The sequence below is a fragment of the Poseidonocella pacifica genome (genome assembly GCF_900111875.1).
Taxonomy (GTDB): Bacteria; Pseudomonadota; Alphaproteobacteria; order Rhodobacterales; family Rhodobacteraceae; genus Poseidonocella; species Poseidonocella pacifica.
The window spans coordinates 254,943-270,178 of the sequence record NZ_FOJU01000002.1 but is presented as its reverse complement, the minus strand read 5'-3'; the positions used below and the strand labels follow the sequence as shown (position 1 = coordinate 270,178).

General features: G+C 61.8%; 18 protein-coding genes and 1 pseudogene. 11 read left to right on the top strand and 8 right to left on the bottom strand.

Translation table 11 applies throughout. The annotated features are described in order from the left end of the window. Window positions 1-57 precede the first annotated feature (57 nt). From ihfB to trpB, 5 genes are all read left to right on the top strand, one after another. On the top strand, window positions 58-372 hold the full coding sequence (ihfB, locus tag BM234_RS06445; RefSeq protein WP_483878459.1) for an integration host factor subunit beta: 315 nt from the start codon (window positions 58-60) through the stop codon (window positions 370-372). Beyond that, complete coding sequence (locus tag BM234_RS06440; RefSeq protein ID WP_092062036.1) at window positions 372-722, top strand: lipopolysaccharide assembly protein LapA domain-containing protein; 351 nt, start codon at window positions 372-374, stop codon at window positions 720-722. The genes ihfB and BM234_RS06440 overlap by 1 nt, the downstream gene beginning before the upstream one ends. A gap of 5 nt (window positions 723-727) precedes the next feature. Beyond that, window positions 728-1,372 (top strand): phosphoribosylanthranilate isomerase, encoded by a 645-nt coding sequence (locus BM234_RS06435; RefSeq protein WP_092062033.1) that lies wholly within the window; start codon window positions 728-730, stop codon window positions 1,370-1,372. After that, the gene (locus tag BM234_RS06430) at window positions 1,369-1,812 is read left to right on the top strand and encodes a GNAT family N-acetyltransferase (RefSeq protein WP_092062030.1); all 444 of its coding nucleotides are present in this window, start codon (window positions 1,369-1,371) and stop codon (window positions 1,810-1,812) included. Before BM234_RS06435 ends, BM234_RS06430 begins: the two co-directional genes overlap by 4 nt. Window positions 1,813-1,895: 83 nt before the next feature. After that, window positions 1,896-3,131 (top strand): tryptophan synthase subunit beta, encoded by a 1,236-nt coding sequence (gene trpB, locus BM234_RS06425; RefSeq protein WP_092062027.1) that lies wholly within the window; start codon window positions 1,896-1,898, stop codon window positions 3,129-3,131. On the opposite strand, the gene BM234_RS06420 is transcribed toward trpB, so the two are convergent. Beyond that, the gene (locus BM234_RS06420) at window positions 3,128-3,496 is read right to left on the bottom strand and encodes a DUF2237 family protein (protein WP_092062024.1); all 369 of its coding nucleotides are present in this window, start codon (window positions 3,494-3,496) and stop codon (window positions 3,128-3,130) included. The genes trpB and BM234_RS06420 overlap by 4 nt on opposite strands. 2 nt (window positions 3,497-3,498) lie before the next feature. Beyond that, a complete protein-coding gene (gene pth / locus BM234_RS06415; RefSeq protein ID WP_092062021.1) occupies window positions 3,499-4,182 on the bottom strand; it encodes an aminoacyl-tRNA hydrolase in 684 nt (227 codons plus the stop codon). A gap of 67 nt (window positions 4,183-4,249) precedes the next feature. On the opposite strand from pth, the gene hmuQ reads away from it, so the two are divergent. Next, window positions 4,250-4,561, top strand: a complete 312-nt coding sequence (hmuQ, locus tag BM234_RS06410; protein ID WP_092062017.1) for a heme-degrading protein HmuQ — start codon at window positions 4,250-4,252, stop codon at window positions 4,559-4,561. A gap of 60 nt (window positions 4,562-4,621) precedes the next feature. Here hmuQ and BM234_RS06405 read toward each other — a convergent pair whose 3' ends face one another. Next, window positions 4,622-5,266, bottom strand: a complete 645-nt coding sequence (locus BM234_RS06405; protein ID WP_092062014.1) for a 50S ribosomal protein L25/general stress protein Ctc — start codon at window positions 5,264-5,266, stop codon at window positions 4,622-4,624. Window positions 5,267-5,432: 166 nt separating this feature from the next. Between BM234_RS06405 and BM234_RS06400 the strand changes: the two genes are divergently transcribed. Both BM234_RS06400 and folD read left to right on the top strand, forming a co-directional pair. Continuing rightward, a complete protein-coding gene (locus tag BM234_RS06400) occupies window positions 5,433-6,020 on the top strand; it encodes an MOSC domain-containing protein (RefSeq protein ID WP_092062011.1) in 588 nt (195 codons plus the stop codon). 118 nt (window positions 6,021-6,138) lie between these two features. Next, a complete protein-coding gene (gene folD / locus BM234_RS06395; protein ID WP_092062008.1) occupies window positions 6,139-7,032 on the top strand; it encodes a bifunctional methylenetetrahydrofolate dehydrogenase/methenyltetrahydrofolate cyclohydrolase FolD in 894 nt (297 codons plus the stop codon). A gap of 18 nt (window positions 7,033-7,050) precedes the next feature. On the opposite strand, the gene BM234_RS06390 is transcribed toward folD, so the two are convergent. Next, a complete protein-coding gene (locus tag BM234_RS06390; RefSeq protein WP_092062005.1) occupies window positions 7,051-8,508 on the bottom strand; it encodes a DUF2125 domain-containing protein in 1,458 nt (485 codons plus the stop codon). Window positions 8,509-8,632: 124 nt separating this feature from the next. Between BM234_RS06390 and BM234_RS06385 the strand changes: the two genes are divergently transcribed. Further along, window positions 8,633-9,385, top strand: a complete 753-nt coding sequence (locus tag BM234_RS06385) for an SDR family oxidoreductase (protein WP_245752532.1) — start codon at window positions 8,633-8,635, stop codon at window positions 9,383-9,385. A 196-nt stretch (window positions 9,386-9,581) separates the two neighbouring features. Here the strand turns inward: BM234_RS06385 and BM234_RS06380 are convergent, their stop codons facing one another. Further along, window positions 9,582-10,064 (bottom strand): pyridoxamine 5'-phosphate oxidase family protein, encoded by a 483-nt coding sequence (locus BM234_RS06380; RefSeq protein ID WP_245752531.1) that lies wholly within the window; start codon window positions 10,062-10,064, stop codon window positions 9,582-9,584. Between the two features lie 392 nt (window positions 10,065-10,456). Here BM234_RS06380 and BM234_RS06375 point away from each other — a divergent pair, with 392 nt between their 5' ends. Next, complete coding sequence (locus tag BM234_RS06375; protein WP_092062002.1) at window positions 10,457-11,389, top strand: HNH endonuclease; 933 nt, start codon at window positions 10,457-10,459, stop codon at window positions 11,387-11,389. Window positions 11,390-11,490: 101 nt separating this feature from the next. On the opposite strand, the gene BM234_RS06370 is transcribed toward BM234_RS06375, so the two are convergent. Both BM234_RS06370 and BM234_RS06365 read right to left on the bottom strand, forming a co-directional pair. Next, window positions 11,491-11,874, bottom strand: a complete 384-nt coding sequence (locus BM234_RS06370; RefSeq protein WP_092061999.1) for a hypothetical protein — start codon at window positions 11,872-11,874, stop codon at window positions 11,491-11,493. A 99-nt stretch (window positions 11,875-11,973) separates the two neighbouring features. Then, the gene (locus BM234_RS06365) at window positions 11,974-13,257 is read right to left on the bottom strand and encodes a plasmid recombination protein (RefSeq protein ID WP_092061996.1); all 1,284 of its coding nucleotides are present in this window, start codon (window positions 13,255-13,257) and stop codon (window positions 11,974-11,976) included. A gap of 320 nt (window positions 13,258-13,577) precedes the next feature. On the opposite strand from BM234_RS06365, the pseudogene BM234_RS06360 reads away from it, so the two are divergent. After that, window positions 13,578-13,853 (top strand): annotated as a pseudogene (locus BM234_RS06360) (transposase); the annotation flags it as partial. A gap of 281 nt (window positions 13,854-14,134) precedes the next feature. Here the strand turns inward: BM234_RS06360 and BM234_RS06355 are convergent. After that, entirely contained in the window at window positions 14,135-15,181 is a 1,047-nt protein-coding gene (locus BM234_RS06355; protein ID WP_092061993.1) for an IS110 family RNA-guided transposase, read from the bottom strand. Between the last annotated feature and the right edge of the window lie 55 nt (window positions 15,182-15,236).

The window sequence follows — 15,236 nt, the reverse complement described above, 5'->3', positions numbered from 1 at the left end:
ACCTTGTGCTTCTCTGTTTGTAGCTTTTCTGCCTATAGTCGGGCAAAACACCAAGTAATTCACCGCCCGGGGGGACAGGACCAGATGATCAGGTCGGAGCTAATCCAGAAGATCGCCGACGAGAACCCGCATCTGTATCACCGCGATGTGGAGCGGATCGTAAATACCGTTTTCAACGAGGTAACAGAGGCCATGGCGCGGGGGGATCGTGTCGAGCTACGAGGTTTCGGGGCGTTTTCGGTGAAGCAACGGGATTCGCGGACGGGGCGCAACCCACGGACCGGGGAATCGGTGCATGTCGAAGAGAAGCATGTGCCGTTCTTCAAGACCGGGAAGCTGCTCCGAGACAGATTGAACGGACAAGAGGACTGATGCGCTATATCCGCTACGCGAGCATTGCGATCTTTGCCATCGCACTCATCACCATCGGCCTTGCCAATCGCGGCGCGGTCACTCTCCAACTCGTCCCTGAGGAACTCATGGGGGTCGCAGCGGTCGCTCCCTCCGTGCAGCTTCCGCTCTTTGTGGTGATCTTCTTCTCGATCCTCACCGGCCTGCTCGTCGGTTTCGTTTGGGAATGGTTCCGGGAGCATGCCCTGCGCGTAGAGAAGCGCCGCAAGGAACAGGAAGTCGACACGCTCCGCCGTGAGGTCACCAAGCTGAAGGGCGAATCGCGTAAGGAGCGTGACGATGTGCTTGCGCTGCTTGAGGATGCGGGCTGATCCCAGTGAGCGGTAGTGTTCGGGTCAAGATCTGCGGGCTTCGTCGCCCGGCGGATGTCGAGGCCGCGTCCCATGCGGGGGCGGCCTATTGCGGCTTCGTGTTCTTCGAGAAATCACCGCGCCATGTAAGTGTCGCTCAGGCGCGCGAACTGGCGATTTCCGCACCACCCGGATTGGCCAAAGTCGCGCTGGTCGTGAATGCGGATGATGCCACTCTCGATGAAATTCTGAATTCTGTTCCGCTTGATATGCTCCAGCTTCACGGGACAGAAACGCCAGAGCGTGTCGCCGAGGTGCGCCGAAGATATGGTTTGCCTGTGATGAAAGCGGTGGGAATTGCCACGGCGGCCGACCTTCCGCAGTTGGATGCCTTCGGGGCAGTCGCGGATCAAATCCTTGTCGATGCCAAGCCGCCCGCAGGCGCGGATCGCCCCGGAGGCAATGCCCTCGCCTTCGATTGGTCCTTGATCGCGGGGCGCCGCTGGGCTGTACCGTGGATGCTCGCCGGGGGGCTGACGCCAGACAACGTGGCTTTGGCAGTACAGAAAACCGGCGCTCGTCAGGTGGATGTCTCGTCGGGTGTGGAGAGCGCTCCGGGCATCAAGGATGCAGCCAAGATTGCGGCCTTTGTCGCCGCCGTAGGCCAGTGATCACGTTCCGGGACGCGCGGCGAGAGGATGTTCCTGCCATTGTCGCGATGCTCGCGGATGATACTCTGGGGAAGACCCGCGAGGCGCGCGACATCGCGCTCTACTACGCGGCGTTTGATCAAATGGCGGACGAAGGTTTCAACACCGTAATCGTGGGCGAAATCCAAAACCGCTTGGTGGCTACATATCAGCTAACCTTTATTTCGGGCTTGTCATTGCGGGCGGCGCGCCGGGCGCAGATCGAAAGCGTTCGGGTGGCCTCCGGCGAGAGGGGGAAGAACTTTGGTCGAGCGCTCCTCGCGGATGCTGAGGCGCGGGCGCGTGCCGCCGGATGCCAGCTACTTCAGTTGACGTCGAACCAAAGCCGCGATGACGCCTTGCGCTTCTACGAAGCCAATGGTTTCGAGGCGTCGCATATCGGCTTCAAGAAGACCCTGTAACGATCCCCATTGTCTTTCGACTGGTAATGCCCCACGGCCTCGCCTATCCAAGAGCGCGTGCCACCGATGGAGGTCCCCGAGCGATGAACGATCTTTTCAATTCCTTCATGAACGGTCCCGACGAAAAGGGTCGTTTCGGCGATTTCGGCGGGCGGTTTGTTTCCGAAACGCTGATGCCGCTGATCCTCGAGCTTGAGGAGCAGTATGAGCACGCCAAGACCGACCAGAGTTTCTGGGATGAGATGAACTTCCTTTGGAAGCACTACGTGGGCCGACCTTCGCCGCTGTACTTCGCCGAACGCCTGACCGAGCGTCTGGGCGGCGCGAAAGTCTACTTCAAGCGCGATGAGTTGAATCACACGGGCGCGCACAAGATCAACAATGTGCTGGGCCAGATCATCCTTGCCCGCCGGATGGGCAAGAGCCGGATCATCGCCGAAACGGGCGCGGGACAGCATGGGGTGGCAACGGCGACCGTCTGTGCCAAGTTTGGCCTGAAATGCGTGGTCTACATGGGCGCGCATGACGTCAAGCGACAGGCACCCAACGTCTTTCGTATGCGGCTCTTGGGGGCCGAGGTGATCCCCGTGACCTCTGGGCGCGGCACATTGAAGGATGCCATGAACGATGCGCTGCGCGATTGGGTGACCAACGTGCGCGATACGTTCTACTGCATCGGCACGGTTGCAGGGCCGCACCCATATCCGGCAATGGTTCGCGATTTCCAATCGATCATCGGAAAGGAAGCGAAAGAGCAGATCATGGAGGCCGAAGGGCGTCTTCCCGATACGCTGATCGCGGCGATCGGTGGCGGGTCAAACGCCATGGGTCTGTTCTATCCTTTCCTCGACGACAAGGATGTCGGGATCATCGGAGTCGAGGCTGGCGGCAAGGGCGTCGACGACAAGATGGAGCATTGCGCCTCTCTCACAGGCGGGCGGCCCGGCGTGCTGCACGGCAACCGAACCTATCTCTTGCAGGATGACGATGGGCAGATCCTCGAAGGATACTCGATCTCTGCGGGGCTGGACTATCCGGGCATAGGGCCCGAGCATTCATGGCTTCACGATACGGGGCGTGCGCAATATGTCTCGATCACCGATGCCGAGGCGCTGCAGGCATTTACGCTCTCGTGTGAAACCGAAGGCATCATTCCCGCGCTTGAGCCGTGCCACGCTCTGGCACATGTGGCCAAGATCGCGCCCGAGCTTCCGGCCGATCACCTCATCATCATGAATATGTGTGGCCGGGGCGACAAGGATATCTATACCGTCGCCAAGCATCTCGGCTTTGACATGGGGGATACCGAAGGGCGCTAGGCCCGGTGGGCCTTCAGTACCTCAAGCGGTACGATGTCCAATGCGCGCTGATGGGTAGCCTCCAGATCCACTTTGGGGGCGCACCCCTCATCGGCCGCTTGCAGGAACCGTGACGCGCAAAGACACCAGCTGTTTCCTGGCACGAGGCCGGCAAAACCGAACTCGGGCCGGGGGGTCGAAAGATCGTTTCCCACGTATTTGGAGAAGGCCAGAAATTCTGCGGTCATGACGGCGCAGACGGTGTGGCTACCGGTATCATTGGCGCAAGTGTTGCAGTGCCCATCACGGAAGAAACCCGTGACCGGTGACATGGAGCAGGGCGAGAGCGCGGTGCCGAGCACGTTGATCGGGTCATCTTTTTCCATGGTCAACGAAACCTGTCCGCAAGCTTTTGCAGCGGACTGCGATTGTCCTCCGGCATTGACGCTTGCTTTGGCGGCGGAGGAGGTACGGGGTCGGCTTTTTTGCCGGTTCCCGAGCGGGGCGGCGCGGTGCGCAACGCCACAGCGTTCATGAAACGGCCTGAATCCCCTGCGGCCAGCTCTGGCGCGCCATCGGCAATTCCGCGCAGCAGGTCATCCAGCCATGTCTCATCGGCGCGGGCGAAGTCGTGCAGCACATAGGCCGCGACGCGGTCCTTGTGGCCGGGGTGACCTATCCCGAGCCTGACACGGGCATAGGCGTCGCCGATATGCTCATGGATTGAACGCAGCCCGTTGTGGCCCGCATGCCCGCCGCCTTGCTTGACCTTCAGCCGACCGGGCGCCAGATCCAATTCGTCATGAAAAACGGTCAGATCTCCCGGTTCCAGCTTGTAGAACCGCAGGGCTTCACCCACTGACTGCCCCGAACGGTTCATGAAGGTTTCCGGCTTGAGCAACAGGACTTTTTCCGGCCCAAGCAGGCCTTCGGAAATCTGACCCTGAAACTTCGATTTCCATGGGCCGAAGCCGTGATCCTCTGCGATCCGGTCCAGCGCCATGAAGCCAATGTTATGCCGGTTCCCCGCATATTTCGCCCCGGGATTGCCGAGGCCCACGAAAATCTGCAACTCTGCCTCCGATCCAGCTTTCCGCCAGTGATAACGCCAAACCCACGCTACCGACAAGGAGCCGCGCATGTATCTTACGATGAACCGTTTCAAAGTTCGCCCGGAGGCGACAGACGATTTCGAGGAGGTATGGCGCACTCGTGATCGCCACCTGAAGGAGGTGCCCGGCTTTCGGGCGTTCCATCTGCTCAAGGGAGCCGAAAGCGAGGGCCATGTGCTCTATGCCTCCCATGCGGTATGGGAGGACGAGGCGAGCTTTGTCGCTTGGACGAAATCGGAGGCGTTCCGAGCCGCGCACAAGGGTGCGAAATCCAGTGGCGAGATGTATGTCGGCCCGCCGCAGCTTGAAGTTTTCAGTGCGGTTCTGGTCGAGGACTAGCGCCCAAACGCAAAACGCCCCGCACAAAGGCGGGGCGTTCCGTAAAACGGCTAACTGCGATCAGTCGTCGTTCTGTTCGATGGCCGGAACTTCGTCCGCATCCGCTTCGTCGCCGTCATCGTCGGAGGCTTTGAGGCCGGATGGGGCAGAGACGTTGGCGATTACGAAATCACGGTCGATCGTCGGCTTGGTGCCGGCGGGAAGTTCGATCGCGGAGATCGTCAGCGTGTCGCCGATGTCAGCGTTGCCGAGGTCGATAACGAGCTTCTCGGGGATGTCGCCAGCCGTCACGATAAGTTCGACTTCGGGGCGAACCACGGTCAGAACGCCACCCTTCTTGATGCCGGGCGCTGTTTCTTCGTTGATGAATTCAACCGGAATGAACAGGTTGATCTTCGTCGTGCGGCGCAGGCGCATCAGGTCGAGGTGTGTCGGCAGATCCTTGACCACATCCCGCTGTACATCGCGGCAGATCACCCGAACGTCGTCGTGCCCTTCAACCTTGAGGTTGAACAAGGTGGACCGGAACCGGCCGGCCTTCAGGCGCTTGACCAGTTCGTTGAACGGGATATTGATCGGCAGCGGATCGTTGTCGCCACCAAAAACGATACCCGGAACCATCCCGTCGCGACGAGCCTGACGAGCGGCGCCCTTGCCTGTCCCCGTACGTTCCAGGGCGTGAAGATCAGGAATTTCTCCAGCCATATTGTCTCTCCATGAGCTAGGGCGGGGATCCTCCAAGGCTGTATCCCCGCGTGAAGGGCCTGCCTTAGACGGAACGGACGTGTTTGGAAAGCCCCGAATCGCGCACTGGGACTGGCCTAGCGCAGGGCGAGGCGATAGGACGCAAGGAAGAAAAGGAGCCTTCCATATGCCCGCATTGAAACCGACCGCCTATGAGGCGCGTGTCGTCTGGCTTGGCGTTGTGCCGCACAGAGACGCCCCGCAGATCGTCACGACACCGCTCAAGACGATGCGACTCGGCTTTGGGGGGTATGAGGGCGACGTGCATTCCGGCGTCACGCGGCCATCCTGCTCGCGGGTTCTGGCGCAGCATCCCAAGGGAACCGAGATCGCCAATGTGCGGCAGATTTCCATCGTCTCAGCTGAGGAAATGGCGCGGATCGCGGAGAAGATTGGCGTGGAGCGCTTGTTGCCCGAATGGATTGGCGCCTCCATCGTGATCGAAGGTTTGCCGGATCTCAGCCATCTTTCGCCCTCGGCGCGGTTGCAAGGGCCAGATGGGGTGACATTGGTGGTCGATATGCAGAACCGGCCGTGCAAGCTGCCCGCGATCACCATGAAGCCCGAAGCGCCGGAGGCGGCCGCGAAGTTCAAGGCGGCGGCCGAAGGATTGCGCGGCGTGACCGCTTGGGTCGAACGGCCGGGAGAGTTGGAGATCGGTGCGTCCCTCAGACTGCATTTGCCCGACCAACGCGCGTGGCAGCCCGACGAATGATCACCGTCGCCGGTGCCGTTGGAGAGAATACCAGCGGGGGGACTGCGACATCTGGATCCCTTGCTTTCCAATCGGACGCTGGCGACGGTATTGCGCAGGGACAGCAAGGGGGGGCGGAATGGTCGCTACGATTATTGATGGCAAGGCATTTGCCGCGGAGATCCGTGAGGATGTGGCACGCCATGTCGCACGGCTGAGTGAAGAGCATGGCATCGTGCCGGGTCTTGCCGTGGTGTTGGTGGGTGAGGATCCTGCGAGTCAGGTCTATGTTCGCTCGAAGGGGAAACAGACCGTCGAAGCCGGTATGGCAAGCTTCGAGCACAAGCTGCCTCCTGAAACCGATGAGGCAACGCTTCTTGGGCTGATCGAACAACTCAACAACGATCCCAAGGTGCATGGCATTCTCGTGCAACTGCCCCTGCCGGGGCACCTAGACGAGGATCTGGTGATCAACTCAGTGGATCCGGCGAAGGACGTGGACGGGTTTCACATCTCCAATGTCGGGCTGCTCGGCACTGGGCAAAAGAGCATGGTACCCTGCACGCCGCTTGGGTGTCTCATGATGTTGCGCAAGCATCACGGCTCTCTTTCGGGGCTCGACGCGGTTGTAATCGGGCGCTCGAATATCGTTGGGAAACCCATGGCGCAACTCTTGCTTGGGGACAGTTGCACCGTAACGATCGCCCATAGCCGCACCAAGGATCTGCCAGAGGTGGTGCGTCGTGCGGATATCGTGGTTGCGGCGGTTGGCCGCCCTGAGATGGTGCCGGGTGATTGGATCAAACCGGGCGCGACGGTGATCGATGTGGGGATCAACCGGATCGAGGGCGAAGCGGGGAAAACCCGTCTCGTCGGAGATGTGGACTATGAAAGCTGCGCCGCCGTTGCGGGCGCCATTACGCCAGTGCCGGGGGGCGTGGGGCCGATGACCATCGCTTGCCTTCTGGCCAACACGGTCACGGCCTGTTGCCGTGCGCATGGTTTGTCCGAACCCGAAGGGCTCACGGCCTAAAGCGCCTCCGCCAACGGTTCAGCGCAATCGCTGACCGTTGGCGCTGACTTCTCCGGCTTCGTTGATCTCTAGACGTGATGTCACGCGCCCTTCTCCTGCGGGGGTGGAGAACATTCCAAGCATCATGCGGATTCCCGCCGCTTGATCCGCAGGCAGCAATTTCATCGTGGTCAGCCCGTCGAGCAACTTGTCTGCCCCTTCCAGCGTCACGTCGAGAAAACCTTCGGGGCGCGGCATCCCCTCAAAGGTGCTCTTGTCGTCATGGTCAAAGCTGAAGGTACCCGCAGCGGCAAGAGATGCACCTGCGATCGCGAAATCGAACTGATTTATGGAGAGGTCATAGACTTCTGCCTGCGGCACGCCCGGAACTGGCTGCTGCTGCTCTAGCAGGTTCACCAATGTTCTCATCTTGCCCGACAGGTCAACGGCAAGAGAGGCAGGCCCGTGATCGAGCGCGTTTTGAGGATCAAGAGCCTGCCAGAGCATGTCAGAAACCTGAAGCGCACCAAGTTGCAGGGCTATGTCAAAATCCTCGGCCTCGTCGCTTGGGACGATAGGGAAAGAGGTTCGCAGGAGCGAGTTGTCGAAACTCACAGAGACAGGGAAAGGAGCGTCTGCGATGGCTGCATCGAGCGAGCCCTGCTCGGAGGTCAACTCATAGCTTAGCCGGCCATTGCCGTTCGATGCCTCCAACGTTCCGCTCCCGGAGGTGAGGGAGATGGTCGAGGTCGCATCCGCACCGGTTTCGATCACGCCAAGTTCGGCGCCGTCGTAGGAAACACGGGCCATTTGCGATGCGGCAGAGGCCGGAGCACCCTCGGGCGCGGCCGAGACAGACGAGGAGGCCGCGAGTCGCTGATAACCGGCACGGATTGCTGTTGTGAGAGGTATTCCCTCCCGCTTCGAGCGGAAATTGAGCCGCGCTTGCGCAGTCACGGCGCGAAGATCGGTTGACTGCCCCTCAGCTTTCAATTGTGTCGCGCCAACCAATTCGCGAATGATCAGTTCCGCGCCTTCAAACTGGGTATCGCCCGTCTGGTCGCTCGCCGGAGGAACGTCGAGGGCGAGTTCTTCCGCCGAATAAGCTTGCTGCAAATCGTCCGGCTCGCCCGAGACGATGATACGAAGGCCGATCTGACGCAAATTAAGGTTCGCAGTCCTTTTGGTGAGACCATGCGTCAATGTCATGGGCAAGGTCTCCGGCAACTCAACCGCAACCCTGCCGTCGCCGAGATCGCGCAGAACTACGCCGGAGGTTTCCAAGACCACATCGGGACCATCCTGAACGTCGAGATCGATCCGCATATCGGTGATCGTAAGCAACTCGCCATCGATTGAGACGGACCCCTCAACGCTGCTGCCTTGGGCGGCAATCCGCGCTTGCCAGGCCTCCCAAACCTCTTCTACGGACACCTCGCTGCGCACGGGCGCAGCGAGGCTCAGTGCGAGCAGAACGGTCGCTGACAAGGCGCGCATTGTGTATCTCCCTCATGTTGGTCTGTGGGGGAACTTCGACCGCCGCAGGGGCAGGGTCAAGGGGCTGGACCGTCCTTCCGACCAAGAGTACGAAACTTGTAGAACGGTACAAGGGAGTCACGAGATGCAGGACATGAACGGCAAGGTGGTTCTGATCACGGGTGCGAGCAGGGGGATCGGGGCGGATACCGCACGGATTTTCGCACAGGCGGGCGCGAAAGTCGCTCTGGTGGCACGCGGCGCACGGGCCATCGCTGATATTGCGGGTGAAATCGGACCGGACGCCATAGCGATACCGTGCGACGTCTCGCGCTTCTATGAGATGCAGGCCGCGGTGGATGCCTGCATGACGGCTTTCGGGCAGCTTGACGTTCTTGTGAATAACGCAGGCGTGATCGAGCCGATTTCACACATGGCGGATGCCGACCCCGAAGCGTGGAGCAAGGTCATCGACATCAACCTCAAGGGTGTCTTCTATGGAATGCGCGCGGCGATGCCCGTCATGCTGGAGCAGGGGGGCGGGACGATCCTGACGATCTCCTCCGGGGCTGCACATGGGCCGGTCGAAGCGTGGAGCCACTATTGCGCATCCAAGGCGGGCGCGGCCATGCTGACACGGTGCCTCGATGCCGAGGCGCGCGAGCAGGGGATTCGCGCCATCGGGCTGTCGCCGGGAACGGTTGCCACGCAGATGCAGCGAGAGATCAAGACGAGCGGTGTCAATCCGGTCAGTCAACTCGATTGGTCCGTCCATATCCCCGCCGAGTGGCCGGCAAAGGCCCTTCTGTGGATGTGCGGGCCAGAGGCGGACAGGTTCCTTGGGGATGAAATTTCCCTGCGCGATGAGGCGATCCGTCGAGAGATCGGGCTGGGGTAGGTAGGAAGGCTGGAAGAGGCGGGGTTCGCGAGATGACAGGCCGCGTCGAAGGCATCGGGCGGTCGAAGGGACCGCAGCCCTAAGGCTAAGCTCTGATCGCGCCACATGGGCCGCGACGTCAGACTGTAACCACGTGTGGGTTTCGCACGCGTCGCGGCACCGAAGCAGGCCGGCCCCGTGAGGGCCGGCGATACGCTTAGAACCGGATGATACCGTGCTCACCCATGTCCGGGGTCGCATTTTCCACGAGGTTCGCCCGAGCCATCTGATAGAGGAACCCGGCCGCCCCGTCTGTCAGCCACGCCTCTGCCTTGGAAGGGGTGAACTTCACGAGGCGAACGTCCTCATCCTCTCGGCCATCTTCGAACCACGCCGCCGCGATCGGGCTCCACAATTCATCCAGCTTGTCGGGATCGTTTTCCGAACTCAACTTGCCATCGACGCGGGCGTAGATCTTGGCGGACGCATCCGCCACCACGAAATGGACGGATTTGCCCGCCTCGGCCGCATCGTGGCAATCATTGCCTTGCGCCGTGATGAACCACAGGACGCCCCGTTCGACATCGACATAGTGCGACATTGGCACGACGCGATCCGGGTCGGTGTGAAGCATACCGGCGCGTACCTTGTCGAGGCGCGTCCAGAACGTATCCTTTTGATCGGTGGTCAGATCTTTCATGTCCATCTCCTTTTGGGTTTCGCCGGTCATGCGGCGTCACCCCATCAACGTGCACCTGTGCCGCGGGTTCCCGGTACCCGCGCTCGGGGACGATCACGAATGTGATCTTTGGGCACGTTTGCGCCGCCAAGCTTGAGGCGGAAGGGGCAGTGCCCGACCGTTAGTTGTTGATCCTGCTGTATTTTTCGAACCGGAGGCGTCGCTCTCGCAATCTATCGCGCGGAGGTTCGAAAGGGGGCATCGGGCGCTGCCCGGCCGTTAATTGCGCTAATCTGAGCCGGTGCCCGATTGTGGGGGGCAGCGGGCGGCTCATTCAAAAAATCACAGCGCCATATGCACGTGCGCCGACAGGAAATCCTTGCATCTCTGCTGGTTACGGCTTTCCTGGGCGCATGGTGAAGCTTGTCCTCCTGCACAAGGCCGACTCGATCTACGAGGACGAGCCTGACGTCGTTTATGACTTTCCGCGCTCCTACCTGAAGGCGGTTGAGGCGGCCGTTGGCGATTGGATTGTCTACTACGAGCCGGTGAAGGCCGGGCCACGGGGCTACTTCGCGGTGGCGAAGATCGACCGTGTGATCCCGAAGCCCGGGGTTGAGGGGCGCTTTCTGGCGATGATCGCGCCCGGCAGCTTCCTTCCCTTCGACCGGGAGGTGCCGCGGCTGATGCAGGGCCGGCCTATGGAGGCCGCGCTGACCGAGCCCGATGGCTCGCCGAAGAAGGGTGGGGCCGTGCAGCTTGCCGTGCGCCGTCTTCCGGAGGCGGATTTCGCCCGCATCGTGAACCGCGGCCTGCCTCAGGAGCTGGAGCAGATTGAGGCGACCCGCTATGATCCGCAGCCTGCCGAGCTCGCCGAGGGGACTCAGACCTTCGAGCGGCCGGTGCTTGAGCGGCTCACCCGACGGCCCTATCGCGATGTGGCGTTCCGCCGGAAGGTGCGCGAGGCCTACGGCCACCGCTGCGCAATGTCCGGCCTGATGCTACGCAATGGCGGTGGGCGTCCCGAGGTGCAGGCGGCCCATATTCGCCCGGTGGAAAGCCAGGGCAGCGACTCGGTGCGCAACGGGCTGGCGTTGTCGGGGACGCTGCACTGGATGTTCGACCGCGGCCTGGTCTCCGTCGCTGACGACTGCGAGACGATCCTCGTGTCGCACAACAAGGTGCCGGGCGATGTCGTGGGACGGCTTCTTGCTCCCGACGGCAAACTGGTGCTGCCTGAGGACCCACGGAACGCGCCCAATCCAGAGAACCTGCGCTGGCACCGTGAAAACGTCTTCGGCCGCGGCATGCCCGATGGGCCGACCCCGTGGGGCGGCGCCGGCTGAGCAGCGGGTTCGACGTGGCGTGCATGGGCGAGGACGAAGTCGTCAACGCAAAAGGGCGCAGCAAGCGCTGCGCCCCTGTTCGGAACGGGATGGCGGGCCTATCAGGCAGCGGGCTGGGGGCGCTCGGCCAGGTCGGAGGGGCAGAGCGGGTGCGCAGCGATCTTCTTCGCATTCGCCGCGGTCGCGTTTGCGAGCAGTTCACGGAATAGAACGCCGAGAAAGCGCGGATCAGTCCCCTCGGGATCGACCAGGATCTCGGCGAGTGTCGCCTTCATCGCGCGCAGCTGGCCCTCTCGGACCTTCTGCTGTGCGTTCGCGACGCGTGCACCGGCCGTCGCGATGTTGTGGATCGTCTTCTGCTGGTGGGCATCGAGCGCGTTGAAGTCGATGAGCGGCGGCTTCTTGCGGCGCTTCTTCGCCTCGGGCTGCGGCTGTGCGGTTTCGGGGGAGCCCGGCATGGGCTGTTTCTTCGGTTCGTCGTTCATCAGGTCTTCCTCGTTCGGGGTATATGGGGTGGGCCATCCCGACCCAAGAATGATCTTGTTCTGATCGATTTCGTCCGGAAGCGATTCCGGGAAAAAAAATCATTCTTCCGGCGGCCTGCCTTGCTCCACCGGGTCATCGACCTTTCCGCCCAGCGCCGCGATAGCTTGGATGAGCGACTTGCGGGCTGCTGCCACCTGCTGGCGCATGCCTATCGGCAAAAGGTTCGCGATCTTCACGATCGCATTGTCCGCCCGGCGAATGTCCTCGAACGCCCCGGCGACTTCCTCTCGTGCCTCGGTCCGCTGTTCTGTCCGCAGGAGATCAATCGCTTTTCCGAAGAGACGCTTCGCCAGCGTCTGTTTGCCCGAGTCGGAACCTTCATCACCTTCGCCCCTCTTGTCTTGTTCCAGCCCGGCGAGGTCGCCGTCCGCGACGGCCTGCGCCACCGCCAGCACTTCGTCCGCCTCGCGATCCTTCTGCTCCGCCTGCTCCTCGCGCTCGGCGACGGCGGCCTCGGCTTTGAGGGCGCTCTCCTCGCGGCGCTGGACCTTGGTGTCGCGCTCAGCGAGCTTGCGCTCCTGTGCCTCGCGCCATTTGCGCGGGCTGACATGCTGCCGATACTCCAGCAGAGGCTCCTCGGCCTCTTCCAGCCGCTGCCCCTTCTTCTGGTCCTTTCGCAGTTGCATGTTGTGCGCGATGGCTTCGCGGACCTTTTCCTTCCGGCGCTCGCCCCGCTTCAGCCCGATCCCGGCCGCCGCGAACCAAGCGCCGACATCGTCCTGACCCTTCTCGTAGTCGCGGATCACCGGGTGCTGCGAGGGCTGAAGCATCATGCGCCCGTCCTTGGCGATGGCGCGCGGCAGGATCACGGCATGGATGTGATAGGCCTGCTCGTCACGGTCAGCGCGTGCATGGACGCAGTCGTCTCCGAAGGTCTTCCTGAGCCAGGCAACACCGAGCCTCTGGAAGGCCTGCTCGCGGGTCTCGTAGCCTTCGTCGAAGGGATCACCATTGGTCCCCTCGAACCACTCGGCATTGGCCGTCAGGATGACTTCCCGCAGGGGACCATGGCGCGTCGGTCGCCAGGGATCCTTGGCGCCTTCTACGAGGCGCCGCTCGATCTCGCTCGTGCGCCGCCGTTTCCGGAGCCGCGCCAGCTCGCGATCGAAGTTCGCGAGGCGCATCCGCTGGATCTCCCGGCGAACGAACTGCGCCCAGTCCTCGCGCCCGATGAGGCGCTCGTTCAGCTTCGATCGGGATCGATCAACATGACCGATATCACCGCCTTCGCGCTTGCGATGCTTCTCGTAGCCCGGAAGATTCTCCGGCCGAAGACCCTGCATCCGCATGACCACCGGATGCTCCTGCTGCGCCGCTTCCATCTCTCGACCTCCTGCTTGGGAGGTCGGGAGATCGGATCATCGCATTGGGAGCGGAAACGCAAGGTTTCGGGGGGAGGGAGGATGTGGGCTATGGCTTCCCCAGCAACAACCGATAGCGATCCGAATAGGGCGCATACCGTGTCAGTCGGCTGCCCAAATTGCCAGATTGCCGAACCCGCCTCGGCTTGCCCCAGGTCCGCACCGGGCACTGCACGTAGCGACGGAAATCGACCGCTTTCGGCCTATTTTGTTGAAAAACTCGTGCTTGATCGAAGGGAATTCTGCTGATTCGATTCTGCCAATGGGTGGGAGGATTTGCGATGATGGGACCACGGCAGGAGGCGCAGCCGGCGCTGTTCTACGAGTTCTCGCTTGAGGATCACGTCCCGCAAGACCACCTGCTTTGCTCCATCGACCGGTTTGTGGACCTGAGAAGCATCCGCGCCCATCTTGCAGATTTCTACAGCCACACCGGCCGTCCCTCCGTCGATCCTGAGCTGCTGATCCGGATGCTGCTGGTCGGCTATTGCTTCGGCATCCGGTCGGAACGACGGCTCTGCGAGGAAGTGCATCTGAACCTGGCGTATCGCTGGTTTCTTTAGGCGGGCATCGTTCGTCAATCCCTTTGTTGAGCGTTCCTTCGGGAATTGCGCGCGGGAGAGTTCAGGCTTCTTTTCGTGCTCGACGCCTTGGAGGTGCCGGCGGACAGGATGGGTTGGGAAGGATCGGATGGCCGAGCTCTGCCGCGCGATTCACATGACGCCGGGCCATGCTGCCGCAACCAGCGATACGGGCTCATCCGACCCTCGCACCCTCCCGGGCGCTGTTTCCCGCCGGAACGGCGGAACCGGGTCTCTGAATTACGTAATTGCTCTCCTCAGGTAGCCGCTGTCGTAGCGCAGGCCGGGGTTGTGTCCGACCAGCGGAAGTCGGTCCCGTCGACCCACATGCGGTGCATCACGACTGCCAGCTTGCGCGCGAGTGCGACCTTCGCGGCCTTCAGGCTGCGGCGTTTGGCGATCCGCATTGCCCACGCCCGCAACGATGACCATCGGCCGTGATGCAACAGAACATGGGCAGCTTGGTAGAGTGCCGTGCGGACCATTTCATCCCCGCATCGGCTGATCCGGCCGTCGTAGTCTGTCTGTCCGGAGCTGTATCGGCGGGGCGTCAGACCGAAATGGGCGCCGACATCTCGGGACCGTTTGAACCGCTCGGGGACATCGACATCGGTCCTGTAGGTCAGCGCCACGATCACCCCGACGCCGGGAACGCTCATCAGCCGACGGCAGACGGGATCTCGTCTGGCAAGTTCTCGACAGAGCCGATCGAGCCGCTCGAACTCCTCGATCATTGCGCGGCGGGCCCGGAGCAGTGGCTCCACGATCAAAGCAAGGCCCGCGCTGCCGTCGATCAGGTCCAGAACACGTGCTTCAAAGCCTTGGCGGGTCACAGTGCCGATCCTCAACCCAAACACTTTCAGCGATCCGCGGATGCAGTTTTCCAGATCCTGCGATTTGCTCACAAGGTGGGTGCGAGCGACCAAGAGCATCCGAATGCGTTGTGCCTCGTCACTCTTGACGAAGACGTGGCGGAACCAGCCAAGGCGCACAAGCTGGGCGATGCCGCGTGCGTCATTGCGGTCGGTCTTGTTCCGCATCGCACCCAGTCCGGCTTTCACGTGCCGACACTCCATGCAGATGGCCGGCAATCCGGCGGCGCGAAGTTCGGCGAAAAGCCAGGAAGCTGTTGGTCCCGCTTCAAGACCGACCCGGGCGACTGGCCGCCCAAATCGCTTCAGCCATGCCACGATCGCGGATGGTTCGGCCTCGATCTTTCTCTCAAATGCCACATCCCCGTCTTCATCGACGATGCAGATGTTCACGGTTTCAAGGGATGCGTCGATCCCCACATAGTAGGCCATGGTTCTTCCTCCGGGTCTCCAGTTAGATAGAGTGATGATGGTCCGCGCGGACCCG

What these genes read in the sequence shown, in the direction of transcription:
- BM234_RS06440 (WP_092062036.1), top strand. Translation starts at nt 372, where the DNA reads ATGCGCTATATCCGCTACGCGAGCATTGCGATCTTTGCCATCGCACTC.
- trpB (WP_092062027.1), top strand. Translation starts at nt 1,896, where the DNA reads ATGAACGATCTTTTCAATTCCTTCATGAACGGTCCCGACGAAAAGGGT.
- BM234_RS06420 (WP_092062024.1), bottom strand. Translation starts at nt 3,496, where the DNA reads ATGGAAAAAGATGACCCGATCAACGTGCTCGGCACCGCGCTCTCGCCC.
- hmuQ (WP_092062017.1), top strand. Translation starts at nt 4,250, where the DNA reads ATGTATCTTACGATGAACCGTTTCAAAGTTCGCCCGGAGGCGACAGAC.
- BM234_RS06405 (WP_092062014.1), bottom strand. Translation starts at nt 5,266, where the DNA reads ATGGCTGGAGAAATTCCTGATCTTCACGCCCTGGAACGTACGGGGACA.
- BM234_RS06400 (WP_092062011.1), top strand. Translation starts at nt 5,433, where the DNA reads ATGCCCGCATTGAAACCGACCGCCTATGAGGCGCGTGTCGTCTGGCTT.
- folD (WP_092062008.1), top strand. Translation starts at nt 6,139, where the DNA reads ATGGTCGCTACGATTATTGATGGCAAGGCATTTGCCGCGGAGATCCGT.
- BM234_RS06390 (WP_092062005.1), bottom strand. Translation starts at nt 8,508, where the DNA reads ATGCGCGCCTTGTCAGCGACCGTTCTGCTCGCACTGAGCCTCGCTGCG.
- BM234_RS06385 (WP_245752532.1), top strand. Translation starts at nt 8,633, where the DNA reads ATGCAGGACATGAACGGCAAGGTGGTTCTGATCACGGGTGCGAGCAGG.
- BM234_RS06380 (WP_245752531.1), bottom strand. Translation starts at nt 10,064, where the DNA reads ATGAAAGATCTGACCACCGATCAAAAGGATACGTTCTGGACGCGCCTC.
- BM234_RS06375 (WP_092062002.1), top strand. Translation starts at nt 10,457, where the DNA reads ATGGTGAAGCTTGTCCTCCTGCACAAGGCCGACTCGATCTACGAGGAC.
- BM234_RS06370 (WP_092061999.1), bottom strand. Translation starts at nt 11,874, where the DNA reads ATGAACGACGAACCGAAGAAACAGCCCATGCCGGGCTCCCCCGAAACC.
- BM234_RS06365 (WP_092061996.1), bottom strand. Translation starts at nt 13,257, where the DNA reads ATGGAAGCGGCGCAGCAGGAGCATCCGGTGGTCATGCGGATGCAGGGT.
- BM234_RS06355 (WP_092061993.1), bottom strand. Translation starts at nt 15,181, where the DNA reads ATGGCCTACTATGTGGGGATCGACGCATCCCTTGAAACCGTGAACATC.